At 69.8% G+C, this 16,150-nt stretch carries 18 protein-coding genes; 13 read left to right on the plus strand and 5 right to left on the minus strand.

Annotation, left to right across the window (positions count from 1 at the left end; genetic code table 11):
* Nucleotides 1–258 precede the first annotated feature (258 nt).
* Entirely contained in the window at nucleotides 259–1,014 is a 756-nt protein-coding gene (locus KZQ38_RS06015) for a VOC family protein (protein WP_308258256.1), read from the minus strand.
* Nucleotides 1,015–1,180: 166 nt separating this feature from the next.
* Here KZQ38_RS06015 and KZQ38_RS06020 point away from each other — a divergent pair, with 166 nt between their 5' ends.
* Complete coding sequence (locus KZQ38_RS06020) at nucleotides 1,181–1,942, plus strand: class I SAM-dependent methyltransferase (RefSeq protein WP_219439161.1); 762 nt, start codon at nucleotides 1,181–1,183, stop codon at nucleotides 1,940–1,942.
* 9 nt (nucleotides 1,943–1,951) lie between these two features.
* Nucleotides 1,952–2,926: an aldo/keto reductase gene (locus KZQ38_RS06025; RefSeq protein WP_219439163.1), complete on the plus strand. Its 975-nt coding sequence runs from the start codon at nucleotides 1,952–1,954 to the stop codon at nucleotides 2,924–2,926.
* Nucleotide 2,927: 1 nt separating this feature from the next.
* Here the strand turns inward: KZQ38_RS06025 and KZQ38_RS06030 are convergent, their stop codons facing one another.
* The gene (locus KZQ38_RS06030) at nucleotides 2,928–3,548 is read right to left on the minus strand and encodes a PadR family transcriptional regulator (protein WP_257900610.1); all 621 of its coding nucleotides are present in this window, start codon (nucleotides 3,546–3,548) and stop codon (nucleotides 2,928–2,930) included.
* A 107-nt stretch (nucleotides 3,549–3,655) separates the two neighbouring features.
* On the opposite strand from KZQ38_RS06030, the gene rlmN reads away from it, so the two are divergent.
* A complete protein-coding gene (rlmN, locus tag KZQ38_RS06035) occupies nucleotides 3,656–4,765 on the plus strand; it encodes a dual-specificity RNA methyltransferase RlmN (RefSeq protein WP_219439165.1) in 1,110 nt (369 codons plus the stop codon).
* Nucleotides 4,766–4,829: 64 nt separating this feature from the next.
* On the opposite strand, the gene KZQ38_RS06040 is transcribed toward rlmN, so the two are convergent.
* Together KZQ38_RS06040 and KZQ38_RS06045 are read right to left on the minus strand one after the other, a co-directional pair.
* Nucleotides 4,830–5,318 carry a beta-class carbonic anhydrase gene (locus tag KZQ38_RS06040; RefSeq protein WP_219439167.1) on the minus strand — a complete coding sequence of 163 codons (489 nt, stop codon included), beginning with the start codon at nucleotides 5,316–5,318 and terminating at the stop codon, nucleotides 4,830–4,832.
* A gap of 250 nt (nucleotides 5,319–5,568) precedes the next feature.
* The gene (locus tag KZQ38_RS06045) at nucleotides 5,569–5,838 is read right to left on the minus strand and encodes a DUF2631 domain-containing protein (protein ID WP_219439169.1); all 270 of its coding nucleotides are present in this window, start codon (nucleotides 5,836–5,838) and stop codon (nucleotides 5,569–5,571) included.
* A 140-nt stretch (nucleotides 5,839–5,978) separates the two neighbouring features.
* Between KZQ38_RS06045 and KZQ38_RS06050 the strand changes: the two genes are divergently transcribed.
* The 7 genes from KZQ38_RS06050 (at nucleotide 5,979) to KZQ38_RS06080 (ending at nucleotide 12,759) form a co-directional block, all read left to right on the plus strand.
* Nucleotides 5,979–7,142 carry an ABC transporter ATP-binding protein gene (locus tag KZQ38_RS06050; RefSeq protein WP_219439171.1) on the plus strand — a complete coding sequence of 388 codons (1,164 nt, stop codon included), beginning with the start codon at nucleotides 5,979–5,981 and terminating at the stop codon, nucleotides 7,140–7,142.
* On the plus strand, nucleotides 7,139–8,284 hold the full coding sequence (locus KZQ38_RS06055; RefSeq protein ID WP_219439173.1) for a polyamine ABC transporter substrate-binding protein: 1,146 nt from the start codon (nucleotides 7,139–7,141) through the stop codon (nucleotides 8,282–8,284). The genes KZQ38_RS06050 and KZQ38_RS06055 overlap by 4 nt, the downstream gene beginning before the upstream one ends.
* A gap of 186 nt (nucleotides 8,285–8,470) precedes the next feature.
* Nucleotides 8,471–9,319, plus strand: a complete 849-nt coding sequence (locus KZQ38_RS06060; RefSeq protein WP_219439175.1) for an ABC transporter permease — start codon at nucleotides 8,471–8,473, stop codon at nucleotides 9,317–9,319.
* Nucleotides 9,316–10,125, plus strand: a complete 810-nt coding sequence (locus KZQ38_RS06065; protein WP_219439177.1) for an ABC transporter permease — start codon at nucleotides 9,316–9,318, stop codon at nucleotides 10,123–10,125. Before KZQ38_RS06060 ends, KZQ38_RS06065 begins: the two co-directional genes overlap by 4 nt.
* A 40-nt stretch (nucleotides 10,126–10,165) precedes the next feature.
* A complete protein-coding gene (locus tag KZQ38_RS06070) occupies nucleotides 10,166–11,806 on the plus strand; it encodes a sensor histidine kinase (RefSeq protein WP_308258257.1) in 1,641 nt (546 codons plus the stop codon).
* 57 nt (nucleotides 11,807–11,863) lie between these two features.
* Nucleotides 11,864–12,514, plus strand: a complete 651-nt coding sequence (locus tag KZQ38_RS06075) for a response regulator (protein WP_219439180.1) — start codon at nucleotides 11,864–11,866, stop codon at nucleotides 12,512–12,514.
* Nucleotides 12,511–12,759, plus strand: a complete 249-nt coding sequence (locus tag KZQ38_RS06080; protein ID WP_219439182.1) for a hypothetical protein — start codon at nucleotides 12,511–12,513, stop codon at nucleotides 12,757–12,759. Before KZQ38_RS06075 ends, KZQ38_RS06080 begins: the two co-directional genes overlap by 4 nt.
* Before the next feature lie 337 nt (nucleotides 12,760–13,096).
* Here KZQ38_RS06080 and KZQ38_RS06085 read toward each other — a convergent pair whose 3' ends face one another.
* Nucleotides 13,097–13,363 (minus strand): GlsB/YeaQ/YmgE family stress response membrane protein, encoded by a 267-nt coding sequence (locus KZQ38_RS06085; RefSeq protein WP_219439184.1) that lies wholly within the window; start codon nucleotides 13,361–13,363, stop codon nucleotides 13,097–13,099.
* Between the two features lie 154 nt (nucleotides 13,364–13,517).
* On the opposite strand from KZQ38_RS06085, the gene dxr reads away from it, so the two are divergent.
* The 3 genes from dxr to KZQ38_RS06100 form a co-directional block, all read left to right on the plus strand.
* Complete coding sequence (gene dxr, locus KZQ38_RS06090) at nucleotides 13,518–14,738, plus strand: 1-deoxy-D-xylulose-5-phosphate reductoisomerase (protein ID WP_372452210.1); 1,221 nt, start codon at nucleotides 13,518–13,520, stop codon at nucleotides 14,736–14,738.
* Between the two features lie 4 nt (nucleotides 14,739–14,742).
* A complete protein-coding gene (locus KZQ38_RS06095; RefSeq protein WP_219439188.1) occupies nucleotides 14,743–15,936 on the plus strand; it encodes a M50 family metallopeptidase in 1,194 nt (397 codons plus the stop codon).
* A 13-nt stretch (nucleotides 15,937–15,949) separates the two neighbouring features.
* Nucleotides 15,950–16,150: flavodoxin-dependent (E)-4-hydroxy-3-methylbut-2-enyl-diphosphate synthase (locus tag KZQ38_RS06100; RefSeq protein ID WP_219439190.1), on the plus strand; the 201-nt coding region annotated here is incomplete at its 3' end.

Raw genomic sequence — 16,150 nt, forward strand, 5'->3', positions numbered from 1 at the left:
CTTGGCAGGCCGCCAAGGATGACCTTGAAGGGCGGGCTGCGTGTCATCCCCGTATGGCCTGGTCAAGACAACCACCCTCGTTCCCAGGGCGCAAACGAAGAGCGTGTTTGCGCCCTGGGAACGAGCGCGGTTCGCTGGCGCGCAGGCCATACGGGGATGACACGCAGCGAGCTGGAGTGTGCAGCGGAGCTGCTGTTTGTGAGTGCTTGCTGTTTGTGAGTGCTTGCTGTGTGTGTGAGTGCTTGCTGCGTGTGCGGGTTAGTCGTCGTACGGGTCGTCTACTGGGGCGCCGATTTCCTGGTCGGTCAAGGGGACGGCTCGGGTTGGGTCGATTACCGAGAACGTTGCGCCTGAGGGGTCTACTACGGCTGTTACGCGGCCGTACGGGGTGTCGTAGGGCTCTACCGAGATGCGTCCGCCCAGTTCCAGCACGCGGGTGGCGACCGAGTCCGTGCCGATTTCCGGCGCGGCGGTGAAGTAGGTCATCCAGTGGGCCGGGGTGTTGGCCGGGAAGGCCCTGCCCATGCGTTGCCTGCCCAGGGTTGGGGTGCCGGCTACCGACCAGGTGGTGTAGTCGACGGCTTGGCCGTCGCCGATCTGGGTTATCTCGTAGCCGCACAGTTCCTGGTAGAAGTGGTCCGCCGCGGGTGCGTCGCGGGTGTTCAGCTCCGCCCAGGCGTAGGTGCCGTGGCCGTTGGTGGCGAACAGCCAGTCGGCCAGCACGTGGCGGAAGCCGATGATGCCGCCGGTCGGGTCCGCTACCAGCGTGCTGGTCTCGTCCGGTTCGCGCAGCACGTGGCCGCCGAGGGCGTGGGCCTTTTCCGCGGTCGCTCTGGCGTGTGGTGTGTGCAGGTAGAGCGTCCAGCCGAAACCGCCGTCGGCCGGCAGGAGTTCGGCCACCGGCAGCCCGCCCACGACGGCCACCGCTCTCCCCTGGACGTCGGCGTAGGTCCAGCCGAACAGGCCCGTGTAGAAGTCGATCGACGCCTGGAGGTCGGCGGTCGGTAATTCCACCCAGCAGGGCGTCCCGTGGTGTCGTTCGGCGAGAGCGGGGGTGTTCGGGACGATTGACACCGTTGCCTCCTGCGTGCTGGGTGGAAGATCACGCTACGACTTCTGGAGATGGTTCGTGAAGGGTGTTGCTTGGTGAAGGGCGTCGGGTTGTGAGGGGTGCTGGGTTGTGAGAGGGATTGTCCGTGCCGCGTTGGCGGCTGTGCGGTCCGCCGATGTGCTGCCCAGTCCGAACATCTGGCACTGGCCCGAGGTCTACGAGGTCGAGAACCGGGCGCAGGACGTCTCGGGCGCGATCTGGGCCGCGCTCGCCGAGGAGTGCGACTGGGCCGGCGGGCTCGTCGTGGACGTCGGCTGCGGCGACGGGTTCCACCTGCCGGTGTTCGCCCGGACGGCCCGGCGGGTGGTGGGGGTCGAGCCGCATCCGCCGCTGGTCCGGCGGGCGCGGGAGCGGGTCGTCGGGGTGCCCAACGCCTCCGTGGTCGCGGCTCCCGCGCAGCGGTTGCCGCTGGGGGACGGCGAGGCGGACCTGGTGCACGCCCGCACGGCGTACTTCTTCGGTCCCGGCTGTGAACCCGGGCTGCGGGAGGCGGACCGGGTGTTGCGTCCGGGTGGGACGTTGGCGATCGTGGATCTCGATGGTACGGCTGAGCCCTATGGGCCGTGGTTGTGCGCCGACGAACCGCGTTACCGGCCGTCGGAGGTCGAGGAGTTCTTCGTCGCCCAAGGGTTCTCGATGCGACGGGTGCGGGCGTTGTGGCGCTTCGAGAGCCGGGACGACCTGGAGGCCGTGTTGCGGATCGAGTTCTCGGCCAAGATCGCCGAACGGGCCATCGCGGCCGTTCCCGGGTTGTCGTTCGAAGTCGGGTACCGGGTGCACACCCGACGTAAACCGGTCGGCCTCGTGCTGCCGGGCGGGGCGCGTGCCTAGGATTCGGGCGTGGAGACGCGCGACGCGGGCAGGTTGGGACGGCGGTTCGGCGTGGTCGGCCTGGGCTGCTGGCAGCTCGGCGCGGACTGGGGGCAGGTGGCCGAGCCCGACGCGTTGGCGGTGCTGCACGCCGCCGTCGACACCGGGGTCGACTTCCTCGACACGGCCGACGTGTACGGCGACGGCCGCAGCGAGGCGTTGATCGGCAAATTCCTGCGGGAACGGCGGGAAGACCTCTTCGTCGCCACCAAGATGGGGCGTCGGGTCGACCAGGTGCCGGAGAACTACAACCGGGCGAACTTCCTGGCGTGGAACGACCGCTCGCGGGCCAACCTCGGCGTCGACACGCTCGACCTGGTGCAGTTGCACTGCCCGCCGACGCCCGTCTACTCGACGGACGAGGTGTTCGACGCGTTGGACGAGATGGTGGACGTCGGGCGGATCGCCGCCTACGGCGTCTCGGTGGAGACCACCGCGGAAGCGCTGACCGCCATCGCGCGGCCGGGGGTGGCGAGCGTCCAGATCATCCTGAACGCGTTGCGCCTCAAGCCGTTGGAGGAAGTGCTGCCCGCGGCGGCGGAGGCCGGGGTGGCGGTGATCGCCCGCGTGCCGCTCGCCTCCGGGCTGCTGTCCGGCAAGTACCGGGTGGACACCGTGTTCGGCGCGGACGACCACCGGAACTTCAACCGGAACGGCGAGGCGTTCGACGTCGGCGAGACGTTCTCCGGCGTGCCCTACGAGGTGGGCCTGGCCGCCGTGGAGCGGTTGCGCGCGTTGGTGCCCGAGGGGATGACCATGGCGCAGTTCGCGTTGCGGTGGATCGTGGACCAGCCCGGCGTCACCGTGGTGATCCCCGGCGCCCGCGGCGCCGAGCAGGCCATCGCCAACTCGGCCGCCGCGGGTCTCGCGCCGCTGTCGGTGGACGACGAGGTCCGCGCCGTCTACGACGAGCTGGTGCGGCCACTGGTGCACGACCGCTGGTAGCTCACTCGTCGTCGGTGTCCTCTTCGACGTCCAGCTCGCCGAGGATGGCGTAGAGCTTGCGCCGGCACTCGTTGAGGACCTCGACGGCACGTGCCTTCTGCTCACGCGTGCCCGCGTGGGCCATCTGCTCCAGCGCGGAGCCCAGGTGCCGCGACGCGGTGCGCAGCTTGGCCGCGTGCAGGTCGATCTCGTCGTTGACCTGCTGCCACGGCGGCGCGCCCTCCAGCTTGGCGGCCTCCGCCTGCCCGGTCTCGGTGAGCGTGAACAGCTTCTTGCCGCCCGCCTCCTCGCTGGACGCGACGAGACCTTCGTCCGCCAGCAGTTGCAGCGTCGGGTAGACCGAACCGGGGCTCGGCCGCCAGAGGCCGTCCGTGCGCTGGCCGATCTCCTGGATCATCTCGTAGCCGTGCATCGGGCGTTCGGCCAGCAGGGCCATGACTGCCGCGCGCACGTTCCCCTTGCGCTGCCTGCCGCGACCGCGACCGCCCGGGAAGAACCCGGGTGGGGCGGGCGGCGGTGGCGGACCCCCGAACGGGCCGAAGCCGCCGAAGCCGCGGCGCGGATCGCCGAAACCGCGGTCGCGCAGCAGGCGGTGGTGGTGGGAGTGGTGGTCGTGGTGCATGTCGTCTCCTTGTTTCCGATACCTTGTGACGTGTCGACGATATATCGGAACGGGTCGCGATGCAACGGTGAGACTGGTCGGTCGGACGTGGGACACTGGATGACGTCATGACTGCACTTCCCCTCGTCTTCGACGCGCCCAAGCGCGGCCTGCCGCCGCGCCACCTCGCCGACCTCACCGCCGACCAGCGGAAAGAGGCTGTTGCGGCGCTGGGTGAGAAGCCGTTCCGGGCCACCCAGCTGTCCAACCACTACTTCAGCCGGCTGACCGTCGACCCGGCCGAGATGACCGACATCCCGGCCGGCTCGCGGGACCGGCTCGTGCACGACCTCATGCCACCGCTGTGGACCGAGCTGCGGGCCGTCGAGGCCGACGGCGGCACGACGCGCAAGACGTTGCTGCGCGCGCACGACGGCACGCTGGTCGAGTCCGTGCTCATGCGGTACCCCGACCGGGCGACGCTGTGCATCTCCTCGCAGGCCGGCTGCGGCATGGCGTGCCCGTTCTGCGCCACCGGGCAGGGCGGCCTGACCCGGAACCTGTCGACGGCGGAGATCGTGGACCAGGTCCGCCGCGGCGCGGCGGCCATGCGGGACGGCGAGCTGCCCGGTGGCCCCGGACGCCTGTCGAACATCGTGTTCATGGGCATGGGCGAGCCGTTGGCGAACTACAAGCGCGTGGTGGAGGCGGTGCACCGCATCTGCGATCCCGCGCCCGCCGGGCTGGGCATCTCGCAGCGGTCGGTGACGGTGTCGACGGTCGGGCTGGTGCCCGCGATCCGCCGGCTGACCGAGGAGAACCTCCAGGTCCGGCTGGCGGTGTCGCTGCACACGCCGGACGACGAGCTGCGCGACACGCTGGTGCCGGTGAACACGCGGTGGAAGGTCGCCGAGGTGCTGGAGGCGGCCCGCGGGTACGCCGACCGGACCGGGCGCCGGGTCTCGATCGAGTACGCCCTGATCCGGGACGTGAACGACCAGGGGTGGCGTGCGGACCTGCTGGGCAAGGTGCTGCGTCGGCACCTGGGGCAGCTCGTGCACGTCAACGTCATCCCGCTGAACCCGACGCCGGGGTCGAAGTGGGACGCGTCGCCCAAGCCGGTGGAGCGGGAGTTCGTCCGCCGGGTCAAGGAGCAGGGCGTGGAGTGCACCGTGCGCGACACCCGCGGTCAGGAGATCGCGGCGGCGTGTGGTCAGCTCGCCGCGGAAGGCGTGTAACGCGGGGTGGTTCGTGTTGCGGGGTGCGGCGGCCGGTGTCGGGGGCCGGCCGCCGCGGAGGCGGTCAGACCACCTCGGCCAGTTTCCCGGTGGCCACGTCGAACACGAAGCCGCGGACCGAGTCCTTCACCGGGATGTACGGGCTGTTCCGGATGCGTGCCGCGGACTGCCGCACGTCCTCCTCGACGTCCTTGAACGCCTCCGCCGCCCACGGCGGTTTCACGCCCACCTCGTCCTGGATCGCCCGCTTGAACTCGTCGTCGGTGAACGTCAGCATCCCGCAGTCGGTGTGGTGGATGAGGATGATCTCCTTGGTGCCGAGCAGGCGCTGGCTGATCGCCAACGACCGGATCTCGTCCTCGGTGACGACACCGCCCGCGTTGCGGATCACGTGTGCTTCGCCCTCGTTCAAGCCCAGCGCGCGGTACACGTCGAGCCGGGCGTCCATGCACGCCACGACGGCGACGTGCTTCGACGGCGGCAGCGGCAGCGGGCCCGTGAACTGCTCCACGTAGGCGGCGTTGTTGGCCAGGAGTTCGTCCGTGACGGACATGGCGGGTGCTTCCTCTCACGGAGAGCGAGTTGGTGGGTGCGCTGCGCGACACTGAGCCAACTGTCGTACGCACTTCCGCGCAACCGGCGTTCACGAGGTGGGAAATTCCGCCGGGCGGTGGATGCGTGATGACGAGGAGAGGGAAGCCGGACCCGCTGGTCACGGCCTGTTACCGAACGGTCCTCGGGTTGTGGTGAGTCGGTGGCCGAGGTGATTCCAGGCCGATCCGAGGTCGGTGGTGCCGGTGGGCTTACCGCTTGCGCCAGGACGTGCGGCTGCGGACCTGCTCCCAGATGAGCAGCAACGCCATGCCGGCGCCGAACGCGATCACCCAGATGTCCTCGGTGCGCCCGTGGTGGTTGCCGATCAGCAGCGCGAACGTCGCGAGCACCGACAGCCAGCCCGCGATCCTGATGCCCTTGGGGAAGGTGCCGTGCCAACCCCACTCGGCCGACGGCTCGTCGTGGGGGTCGACGGTCGGACGCTTGTCCAGTCCAGTGGACGAAGACGACGTAGACACAGCCGCACGACCTTCCTACCCGATCACGGTCACCAACGGGGCCAATCGTCGCACATGATGGGCGCGCGCGAGACGTGAGGTGCGCGGCACCGCACCGGCGTCTACCCTCACCGCCTGTTTGACCACGGAAAGGCGACGAATTGACCGACCAGCCCGGCTCCGCGGAACCGGAGTTCCACCCGGCCGAGGAGCCAACGCCCGACACGTTCGCCCCCGTGGAGGTGGGCCTGTACGGGGTGACCAAGCGGTTCGCGGACCAGACCGCGGTGGACGACATCACGCTGCGCGTGCACGAGGGCGAGTTCTTCTCCGTCCTCGGGCCGTCCGGCTGCGGCAAGACCACGCTGTTGCGCATGGTCGCCGGGTTCGAGCACCCCGACGCCGGTCGCATCGAACTGGACGGCGTGGACATGGTGGGCGTGCCGCCGTACCGGCGGGACGTCAACACGGTGTTCCAGTCGTACGCCCTGTTCCCGCACATGTCCGTGTGGGACAACGTGGCGTACGGGGTGAAGCGCAAGGGCATCCGCGGTGATGCGCTGAAGAAGACCGTCGGCGAGCACCTGGAGCTGGTGCGGCTCAGCCCGTTCGCCAAGCGCAGGCCCGCGCAGCTCTCCGGCGGCCAGCAGCAACGCGTCGCGATCGCCCGCGCGCTCGCCGCCGGACCGCAACTGCTGCTGCTGGACGAACCGCTCGGCGCGCTGGACGCCGTGCTGCGCAAGGAACTCCAGATCGAGTTGATGCGCATCCAGCGCGAGGTGGGCACGACGTTCCTGTACGTGACGCACGACCAGGAAGAGGCCCTGGTCCTGTCGCACCGGATCGCCGTCATGAACGCCGGGAAGCTGGAACAGGTCGGTTACCCGGAAGACGTGTACGAACGCCCGGCGACCCGGTTCGTGGCCGGGTTCATCGGCACCTCCAACATCCTCGACGCCGAGGTGTCCGGAGTGGACGGCCGCTGGGTCGAGCTGTCCGCGCCGGGTGTGACGCGCCTGCGTGCCCCGCTGAACGGCGGAGTGCGGCACGGTCAGCGCGTCGCGGCGACCGTGCGCCCCGAAAAGGTGCACTTGTACGACCAGGCCGGTGAACCGCCGTCAGGCTGGTGCGTGTTCAACGGCACGGTGCGCGACGTCGTGTACACCGGGGTATCGACGCAGTACGTGGTCGACGTGCCCGGTGGCGGCGAGCTGGTCGCGTTCGTGCAGAACACCCGGCGCATCGACGACGCGGGCGCACCGGGACAACCCGTGCGCATGGCCTGGGACCCCGACTTCACCGTGCTGTTGGAGAAAGCGGAATGACTCGACGTAACCTCCGGATCGCCCGCCTGTGGGACGTGGACAGCCCGCGGGTCACCCGCCGGACCATGCTGCGCTCCACGGCGTTCTTCGCGTTGGCCGCGACGGGCGCGTGCGGTGTCGGCGAAGCGCCGAACGCGGACAACACGCCCACGTCGGGCGCGAAGGCCACCAACGCCAAGGACGAGCCGAAGCTCAACTTCTACAACTGGACGGACTACATCGCGCCGGACACCCTGTCCGGCTTCAAGACCGCCAGCGGTATCGAGGTCACCTACGACAACTTCAGCACCAACGACGAGATGGAGGCCAAGATCGCCTCCGGCGCGGCGGGGTACGACCTCGTCGTGCCGAGCGACAACTTCCTGCGGCGGTTCCTGCGGTCGGGTCTGCTGACGCCGCTCGACCACGACCTGCTGCCGAACCTGAAGAACCTCGACAAGCGGTTCACCGAAGCCGACTACGACGCCGGCAACAGGTACTCCGTGCCGTGGGCGTGGGGCACCACGGGTCTCGCCTACGCCAAGTCGCAGCTCGGCGAGGTGACCGGGTTCGGGGCCTACGACCTGCCCGCCGCGCAGGGCCGCAGCACCATCCTGGACGAGGCGCGGGACGCGCTCGCCCTGGGCCTGCTCAAGGCGGGGCACGACCCGAACACCACCGACCCGAAGCACCTCGACGAGGCGGTCGCGGTGCTGCTGGACCTGAAGAAGAAGATCGGTCAGATCAACTCGGACGTGATCGAGCCGCTGACCGGCGGGCAGGTGCCGCTGGCGCAGGCGTACTCGGGCGACGCGTTCCAGGCGCGTGGGGCCAACCCGGACATCGCCTACGCCATCCCCACCGAGGGTGGGTTGTCCTACGTGGACCTGCTGTGCATCCCGAAGGACGCGCCGCACGTCGCGAACGCGCACAAGTTCATCGACTACGTCCTCGGGCCGGAGGTCGGCGCGGCGCTCGCCAACGCCGTCCGGTACGGCAGCCCCAACGAGGCCGCCAAAGCACACATCGACCGGGAGCTGCTGGACGACCCGCTGGTGTACCCGCCGGCGGAGCAGCTCGCGAAGCTGCCGTTCACCAAGGACCTCGGGCCGGAGGTCGAGGCGCGGTACGCGGACGCTTGGACGAAGGTCAAGACGGGCTGATCCGTGTTGGGGCCGGTGCGGCCCGCGCCGGCTGGAAGCACGGTGTGTGTGCCGGGCTGGGTGGGAGGCCGGGCTGGGTGGGACGTCGGGCTGGGTGGGACGTCGGGCTGGGTGAGAGGCCGGGCTGGATGAGAGGCCGAGCCGGACGGGGGTGCGTGGCCAGAGCGAGTGGCATCATGTGCCCTCGTGCTCCCGACCCGGCGCAGGTGGCTCGTCGCCACCGGTCTGCTCGCCCCCACCGGCCTCTGGCTGGGCGTGTTCCTCATCGCGCCGCTGGCGCTGGTGGTCCAGTTCAGCTTCGCCACCCGCGACACCGGGGTGGCGCGGGCGGTGCTCCCGTGGACCACGCGGGCGTACCTCACCGCGCTCGACCCCGCGTTCCTGCCGATCTTCGGGCGCACCCTGGCGTACGCCGCCGCCACCACCGCCCTGTGCCTGCTGCTCGGCTTCCCGCTGGCGTGGTTCATCGCGCGGCACGGCGGCCGGTACCGCACGGTCCTGCTGGCGGCCGTGCTGGTGCCGTTCTGGTCGAGCTACCTGGCGCGGATCTACGCGTGGAAGGCGTTGCTCGACGGGGACGGCCTGGTGAACCGGCTGCTCGGGGTGGTCGGGCTGGACCGCGACGGCGGGTTCCTGCTCACCCACGGCGCGGTCGTGCTCGGGCTGACCTACGGGTTCCTGCCGTTCATGGTGCTGCCGCTGTACGTGGCGTGCGAGCGGTTCGACCACCGGCAGGTGGAGGCGTCCTACGACCTCGGCCACGGGCGGGCGTCGACGTTCCTGCGGATCGTGCTGCCCGGCGTGTACCCGGGCGTGCTGGCCGGGTCCCTGCTGGTGCTGGTGCCCGCGGCGGGTGACTTCGTGACGCCCCGGCTGCTGGGCGGGGTGGACCAGTCGACGTTCGGCAGCGTCATCGACGACCAGTTCCGGGGCGGCAACAACTGGCCGCTGGGTTCGGCGATGGCGGTGCTGCTGCTGGTGCTGGTGGCGGTCGTGCTGGTGCTGCGCGGCAGGCGCGGGGAGGACGTGCTGTGAACGGGCGGAGGGTCCTGGCCGGTGTCGCGGGGTTGGTGTTCGCCTTCCTCTACGCCCCGATCCTGTGGTTGGCGCTGGTCTCCTTCAACGAGTCGCGGTCGCTGAGCCGGATCACCGGCTTCTCGGCCCGGTGGTACGCGGAGCTGTTCGAGGACGACCGGGTGCTGGAGTCGCTGGGGCTGACGCTGCGGCTGGCGGGCGCGAGCGCCCTCATCTCGACGGTCATCGGCACGTTGGCGGCGTTCGGGCTGCGGCGCGCGTTCCCGGGACGCGGGCTGTGGACGGTGCTGCTCAGCCTGCCGCTGGTGGTGCCCGAGGTGGTGCTGGGTGTCGCGCTGCTCGGGTTCTGCGTGAAGCTCGCCGGCATCCCGCTCGGTTTCGGGGCCTTGCTCGCGGCGCACGTCGCGTTCTCGCTGAGCTTCGTGGTGGTGGTCGTGCGGGCGCGGGTCGCGGGTATGGACGCCCGGCTGGAGGAGGCCGCCGCCGACCTGGGCGCGGGACCGCTGGTCGCGTTCCGCACCGTGACGCTGCCGCTGGTGGCACCCGCCGTGGCGGCGGGTGCGGCGTTCGCGTTCCTGCTGTCGTTCGACGACGTGGTGACGTCCAGCTACCTGACGGGCGTCGGGTCGACGACGTTGCCGGTGTTCGTCTACGCGCAAGCGAGCAAGCGCGGGGTGTCACCGGAGATCGTGGCGTTGTCCACGCTCATGGTGGCGGTCAGCGCGACCCTGCTCATCGCGGGTGTCGTCATCGCGAGCAGGCGCGCACGCGCGTCAACTTTCGTCGGCGCGATCCGCGACCAATGAAAGCCGCAGGTCGCCGGGAGGTTCTTTAACGTTGTCCCTTGTGACGTCTGTTGCGCAGCGCCTGCGCCCGGAGGGCCTGGACATCCGGACGGCACCCGCCGCGTTCTTCCGCACCCACGTGGCACGCCTGCGCGAGCTGACCTGGAAGCGCGTGGTGCGCGAGCTGCTGGCGCTCGTCGTGATCGTGGTGTGCGACGTGTACCCGGGCTGGCTCGTGGGCGAGGACCGGTCCGTGCAGTGGTGGGTCGTGGGCCTCGGCGTGGCGTACGTCGCGATCTACCTGCTGCGCCTGCCCTTCCCGGCGATAGCGCTGCTGATCGGGATATGGATGGTCTTCACCATCGACCGCGGTGGCGTCGTGACGACCATCATGCTGGCCTACGCCGCCGGCTGCCGGATCGCGTCGTGGCAGCGCGCCCTCGCCACCGCGGCCCTCGGCATGGGGCTGGGAGTGGTCACCTGGGACGCGTCCGCGCCGGGGATGTCGGGGCCGTTCGGGGCGTGGGTGATGTTCACCGCGTTCGGGATGCTGGTGGCGTTGCCGTTCCTCGTCGGTCGGTACACGGCGCAGCGGAACGCGTTGATAGCGGCGTTGCAGGACCGCGAGCGCACCCTCGTCCGGGAACGCCAGATGGTGTCGCGGCAGGTGCGGCTGCGGGAGCGCAACCGGATCGCGCAGGACATGCACGACAGCCTCGGCCACCGGCTGAGCCTGATCTCCGTGCACGCGGGCGCGCTGGCGCTGGACACCGGTCTCGGCGAGCGGCAGCGGGAGGCCGTGCAGGTGTTGCGCAGCGCCGCGCTGACGGCGATGGAGGAGTTGCGCGGGGTGATCGGCGTGCTGCGGCGCGACGAGCCCGAGGAGGACCAGGCGCGGCGGACCGTCGACGCGATCGACGAACTCGTGGAGGGAGCGCGGCGGGCGGGTGTGCGGGTCAGCCTCGTGCGTGGCGGTCAGCCACGCGCGTTGCCCGCGAAGGTCAGCCACGCCGCCTACCGGATCGCGCAGGAGGGGCTGACCAACGCCAGCAAGCACGCGCCCGGCGCGAGCGTGCAGGTCACCGTCAAGTACGAGCCGGACGCGCTGGTGGTCGAGGTGCGCAACAACCCGCCGCGGCAGCACAAGCCGTCCGACGGGGCCGGGTTCGGGTTGATCGGGCTCGGCGAGCGCGTGCGGCTGGCGGGCGGGATGCTGCACGTCGGCGAGCTGCCCACGGGCGGGTTCCGGATCGCGGCCGTGCTGCCGTACGAGGAGAGCCCGGCGGCCGGTGACGAGCCGGAGCCGGTCGAGGACGAGCCCGGCGAGCGGGAAAAGCCGCGTGGTGTGCGCAAGTGGGCCGGTGTCGGGTCGATGGTGCTCGCCGCCTTGGTGGTGGTGGCGGTGATGGTCGGCTACACGTGGTTCGGCGTGCAGACGGTGACGAAGGTCGTGACGCCCGAGATGTACGCGTCGGTGCAGGTCGGGGATGACGAGGGCGCTGTGCGGGCGAAGCTCCCCACGGGTGCCGAGCCGCCGATAACCAAACTGCGTGACGACGCGCCGCCGGAGCCCGCGGGGTCGCGGTGCGAGTACGTGGTGGCCGACGAGCAGAAGTTCTCCAGTTCGTCGGTCAAGGTGGTGAGGTTCTGCTTCAAGGACGGGAAGCTCGTGGAGAAGGGCACCCATCTGGAAGGGCAGTGAGCGAAGTGTTCTAGGGGGTGTGTTGGGGGGTGGGGCTGGTTGTCGACAGGAGAGAGCGTGATTCGGGTACTTATCGCCGACGACGAGCCGTTGATGCGGGCGGGCATCAAAGCCATCCTCGGCACCGCCGACGACATCGAGCTGGTGGCCGAGGCGGGGGACGGGCGGGAAGCCGTCCAGTTCGCGTTGGAACGGCGGGTCGACGTCGCGGTGCTCGACATCCGGATGCCGCGGCTGGACGGGTTGGGCGCGGCGCGGGAGTTGCGGGCCGTCGCGCCGGGGGTGCGGGTCGTCATGCTGACCACGTTCGGCGAGGACGACAACATCGTGCGGGCGTTGGCGGACGGCGCGGCCGGGTTCCTGCTGAAGGACTCCGCGCCGGAGGAGTTGTTGCGCGCGGTGCGCGCGGTGCACGCCGGGGAGGCGTACCTGTCACCCATGGTGACCAGTCGGGTGGTCGGCATGGTGGCGCAGGTCGGTCAGCCTCGGCGGCAGGAAGCCATGAGGCAGGTCGAAGGGCTCACGGAGCGTGAGGTGGAGGTGTTGGCGTTGTTGGGGTTGGGGATGTCCAACGCCGATGTGGGTCAGCGGCTCCACATGAGTGAGGCCACGGTGAAGACGTACGTGAGCCGGTTGTTGGCGAAGTTGGGGTTGACCAACCGGGTTCAGGCCGCGTTGCTCGCCCGGGATGCCGGGTTGAGCGGGTGAGCGCCTGGTCTCTGGTCCGGGAGGGGGAGGTCGTCGCGGAGATCCTGGTGGATGGCGGGGATTTCCCGTGGATGACCGGGGTGTTCGTGGAGAGGGTGGAAGGAGTGGCCGAGGTGTTTTCCGGTGGCTCCTCTGGGAGCGGGTTCCGGCTGGTTGACGACGAAGGTGCTGTTGGCGGGTTTTATCTGGAGGTCTCCGGCGGGCGGGCGCGGTTTCGGTGGTGGGATGAAGATGACGTGGGATGAAGATGACGATTGAGTTTGTGGTGGGGGATTAAAAGCGTCCTCGCCGGACGGGCAGACCGCCAAGGAGAACATTCAAGAGCGCCGTCGTGTTCTCCCCGTATGGCCTGGTCAGAGACAACCACCCTTTGCCAGGGAGGGCAAGCGAAAAGCGTGCTTGCCCTCCCTGGCAAAGCGCGGTTCGCTGGCGCGCAGGCCATACGGGGAGAACACGACGGGGGGACTCGTGTGCGGGGTATTCCCCACGCGTGGTGCCTGTTGATGTTTTGCGTGGGGAGCGCCCCCTCGACGGCGTTGTCGAGGGGGCGCTGGGGGTCGCGCTGCGCGAGGGGGGGACGCGCTAGGCGCGAGCACGGTTGCCGGTCACCAGGCGGTAGATGCCCAGTACGACCAGCGAGCCCAGGATGGCCAGGAGCCAAGTGCTGAGGCTGAAGAACGTGTTGATGTCCGTGTTGAACAGCGCTTGTCCGATGAACCCACCGACGATGGCGCCGACGATGCCGAGCAGCATGGTGATGATGATGCCGCCGGGGTCGCGACCAGGCATGATGGCCTTGGCGATGGCGCCTGCGATGAGGCCGAGGACGATCCAACCCAAGATGCCCACGGGGGTCTCCTTCCTGAGGGCCGCCACGAGCGGAATCCGTGGGGCGCTTGATCAGGGGTTGCCCACGTTCGAGTGAGCCCACGCCTGCGTTATCGTTCTGTGACCTGAGTACCGCTGTGCGGGCTATCAGCTTGGTTCCGGAACAATGGTGGCGATGAGCACTCCACGAACGGTCCTGGTCCTCGGGTCGACCGGTTCCATCGGCACCCAGGCTCTCGACGTCATCGCTGCCAATCGGGACCGCTTCTCGGTGGTCGGGCTCGCCGCGGGCGGCTCCGATCCCGGGTTGTTGGCGGCGCAGGCCGTCGAGTTCGGGGTTCCCGTCATCGCCGTGGCGAAGGCCACCGCGGTCGAGGACGTCACGTTGGCCCTGTACGCCGAGGCGCAGAAGCGCGGTTACTCGCGGGGCGAGTTCCGGCTGCCCCGCATCCTCGCGGGGCCCTCGGCGATGGTCGACCTGGTCGAAGCGGCGCCCGCTGATGTGGCGCTCAACGGCATCACCGGGTCCATCGGCCTGGAACCGACGCTGCGGGTGCTGGAGCGCGGCGGCACGCTGGCGCTGGCCAACAAGGAGTCCCTGATCGCCGGTGGCCCGCTGGTGCTCAAGGCGGCCCGGCCGGGGCAGCTCGTGCCCGTCGACTCCGAGCACTCCGCGCTCGCGCAGTGCCTGCGCGGCGGGAGCCCGGACGAGGTGGCGCGGCTGGTGCTGACCGCCTCCGGCGGGCCGTTCCGGGGGCGCACGCGGGAGTCGTTGGCCGGTGTCACGGCCGCGGACGCGTTGGCGCACCCGACGTGGTCCATGGGGCCCGTGGTCACCGTGAATTCGGCCACGCTGGTCAACAAGGGCCTTGAGCTGATCGAGGCCCACCTGCTGTTCGGCGTGCCCTACCCGCGGATCGACGTGGTGGTTCACCCGCAGTCCATCGTTCACTCGATGGTGGTGTTCACCGACGGGTCGACGCTCGCCCAGGCCAGCCCGCCGGACATGCGGTTGCCGATCGCGCTGGGCCTGGGGTGGCCCGACCGCGTCCCGGGCGCCGCTGCCGCGTGTACCTTCGACTCACCGACCTCTTGGACGTTCGAACCGCTGGACGACTCCGTCTTCCCCGCGGTCCGGCTGGCGCGGGAGGCGGGCTCCGGCGGGGGCTGCCTGCCCGCCGTCTACAACGCTGCAAACGAGGAGGCCGTCGCGGTGTTCCTGGCCGGCGGCACGTCGTTCACGTCCATCGTGGACACGGTGGAACGGGTGCTCGCGGAAGCGGAGGGCTGGCGGCGGGAACCGGCCGACGTCGCCGACGTGCTCGCCGCCGAGGAGTGGGCCCGCGCACGCGCGCGGGAGCTGGTGGCCGCTTCGGTAAGGTCTGGAAGGGACTGAAACCGTGGTCTTCTTTTTGGGCATTCTGCTCTTCGCGCTGCTGATCGGCATCTCGATCGCGCTGCACGAGCTGGGCCACCTCGCGACCGCGAAGATGTTCGGGATGAAGGTGACCCGGTACTTCATCGGGTTCGGCCCGAAGATCTGGTCGTTCCGGCGCGGCGAGACCGAGTACGGGCTGAAGGCGATCCCGGCCGGCGGGTTCTGCGAGATCACCGGCATGACCGCGCTGGAGGAGGTGCGGCCCGAGGACCAGAAGCGCGCCTTCTACCGGCAGAAGACCTGGAAGCGGGTCGTGGTGCTGTCCGCGGGCTCCATCACCCACTTCATCCTCGGCTTCATCATCCTGTACGTGATGGCCGCCACGATGGGTATGCCCAACCTGCGCAACACGGCGGTCATCGAGTCGGTGGCGCCCTGCGTGCAGAGCGTGAGCAAGGCCGACTGCGCGCCCGGCGACTCGTCGCCCGCGCAGCGCGCCGGGTTCCGGCCCGGTGACGAGATCGTCGCGGTCGGCGGCACGCAGGCGAAGGACTGGGCCGACGTGCTCACCATGACCCGCGACAAGTTCGGGCCGACCGAGTTCACCGTGAAGCGCGACGGCGAGACGCTGGCGCTGACCGCCGACGTCGAGCGCGTCGACCGTCAGTACAAGCGCAAAGACGGCACCGTGTACACCAGGGAGATCGGCGCGATCGGCGTCGTCCAGCAGCGCGAGTTCCAGTACAACGCGCTCACGGCCGTCGGCGGTGCCGCCCGGTACACGGGTGACATGTTCGTGAACACCTGGCACGGGCTGCTGAAGTTCCCGGAGAAGATCCCGGCCGTGGTCAAGGCCATCGGCGGCGCGGAGCGGGACCTGGAGTCGCCGGTCAGCGTGGTCGGGGCCTCGCGGCTCGGCGGTGAGGCGGTCGAGCGGGGCCTGTGGCCGTTCTTCTGGCTGATGCTCGCCGGCCTGAACTTCTTCGTCGGCGTGTTCAACCTCCTGCCCCTGCTGCCGCTTGACGGTGGTCACATCGCCGTCAACCTGTACGAGCGGGTGCGAAACTGGATCCGGAAGCTGCGCGGGATGCCCGCCGGCGCGCCGGTGAACTACCTGCGGCTGCTGCCGCTCACCTACTTCGTGATCTTCGTCGGTGGCGCCGTGACGCTGCTGACCGTGACCGCGGACATCGTCAACCCGATCCGGCTCCAGTGAGAGGTGTTTGTTCATGAGTGACGGCGTGATGCTCGGGATTCCGGCATTGCCGCCTCCCGTGTTGTCCGAGCGTCGGAAGACTCGGCAGCTGATGGTCGGGTCGGTGGGTGTGGGCAGCGAGTTCCCCGTGTCGGTGCAGTCGATGACGACGACGGTGACGGCGGATGTGAACGCGACGTTGCAGCAGATCGCGGAGTTGACGGCGGCGGGGTGT

The sequence above is a fragment of the Saccharothrix obliqua genome (genome assembly GCF_019375475.1).
GTDB lineage: Bacteria > Actinomycetota > Actinomycetes > Mycobacteriales > Pseudonocardiaceae > Actinosynnema > Actinosynnema obliqua.

Coding starts and splice junctions, on each gene's coding strand:
- KZQ38_RS06055 (WP_219439173.1), top strand. CDS start 7,139: ATGACTCGACGTAACCTCCGGATCGCCCGCCTGTGGGACGTGGACAGC.
- dxr (WP_372452210.1), top strand. CDS start 13,518: ATGAGCACTCCACGAACGGTCCTGGTCCTCGGGTCGACCGGTTCCATC.
- KZQ38_RS06030 (WP_257900610.1), bottom strand. CDS start 3,548: ATGCACCACGACCACCACTCCCACCACCACCGCCTGCTGCGCGACCGC.
- KZQ38_RS06040 (WP_219439167.1), bottom strand. CDS start 5,318: ATGTCCGTCACGGACGAACTCCTGGCCAACAACGCCGCCTACGTGGAG.
- rlmN (WP_219439165.1), top strand. CDS start 3,656: ATGACTGCACTTCCCCTCGTCTTCGACGCGCCCAAGCGCGGCCTGCCG.